Genomic DNA, 1,067 nt, shown 5'->3' with positions numbered 1-1,067 from the left:
AAAAGCCGATCTCGACAAGTAGGGGGAGTCTGCCCCCTGTTTGGACGCTTACTCTAAAATGGTATTACCCTCTATAATTTCCGTTTAATTCTAAAAAGAGATCTAAACGAATAATATAATAATTAGACGAACGAACAACTATATGCTTAGGTACTCGCCGAATAACGTCAAGTACATCCCTCCATTCAGGATTAAGTCAGCTAACTCTAAACTGAACTCGTACCATTGGACAATGGCAAGAAGAGACGGTGAAATACTTTCTGAACCATTTCAGATTGTAATTCATAAGTAGCTGGCCATATGGAATCGAATATTTTTGGCTACTTGTGCTGTCAGAAATATATGATTTCTATGGTTAGTTACTTATTTTAAAGGTTGCTTCTTGAGCTGCTGTTAACGTCGGAACGACCTGCATGCTACCGTGCATGCCAACCCTGTCCGCCCGTTATCGAAAAGCAGTCACTTTTTGCTTACAGCTATTTCATTGCAACACACGTTGCAAACCAGAAGTTACTTATTACCCGCCAGGCTGCCTTTATGAACCTTGCAACCCACTGCTCAGTCTACTTATTGGAACAGGATATAGGCACTGCCGACACTATTCGCAGCCTGTGCAATGAAAAATCCATGGAACTTATCTGCTTCAGCTCACATTTTGAACTGTTAAATGCACTTAAGGCCGATCAACCATCCTGCATCATTGCCGCCAATGACCAGCCTGATGGCCAGGCTTTGAATCTGATGCAGGATCTGGCCAGTGGCAACCATCAAGTCCCGGTTATCATCCTTGGTCATCATAATGATGTATCCAGTGCAGTTGCGGCCATTAAGGCGGGCGCTGTCGATTACATTGAGAAACCCACCATCTACGGCCGACTGGCAGAACAACTGAACCAGGTGGTGAAACAGTCAATCCAATAAGCTTAAGCACATAAAAGTCTATGTGCTTACAAGCTAATATTGGGCTAGCCACTCTTTTTGAAAAGAGTCTTGTTTTGAAAATAGTCTTGTTTTAAACCTGAATCCGTAAGGTTTTGATTGCACCGGAAGAATTTTACCAATTTAAT

At 42.4% G+C, this 1,067-nt stretch carries 1 protein-coding gene; it reads left to right on the top strand.

Annotated elements, in window-relative coordinates; translation table 11 throughout:
• Nucleotides 1-537 precede the first annotated feature (537 nt).
• Entirely contained in the window at nt 538-921 is a 384-nt protein-coding gene (locus KDK14_RS00335; protein ID WP_257263024.1) for a response regulator, read from the top strand.
• The last annotated feature ends 146 nt before the right edge of the window (nt 922-1,067 follow it).

This window comes from Endozoicomonas sp. ONNA2 (genome assembly GCF_024606365.1).
In the GTDB taxonomy this organism is placed as follows: Bacteria; Pseudomonadota; Gammaproteobacteria; order Pseudomonadales; family Endozoicomonadaceae; genus Endozoicomonas.
The sequence above is the reverse complement of the archived record's forward strand: the minus strand, read 5'-3'. Positions and strand labels throughout refer to the sequence as shown.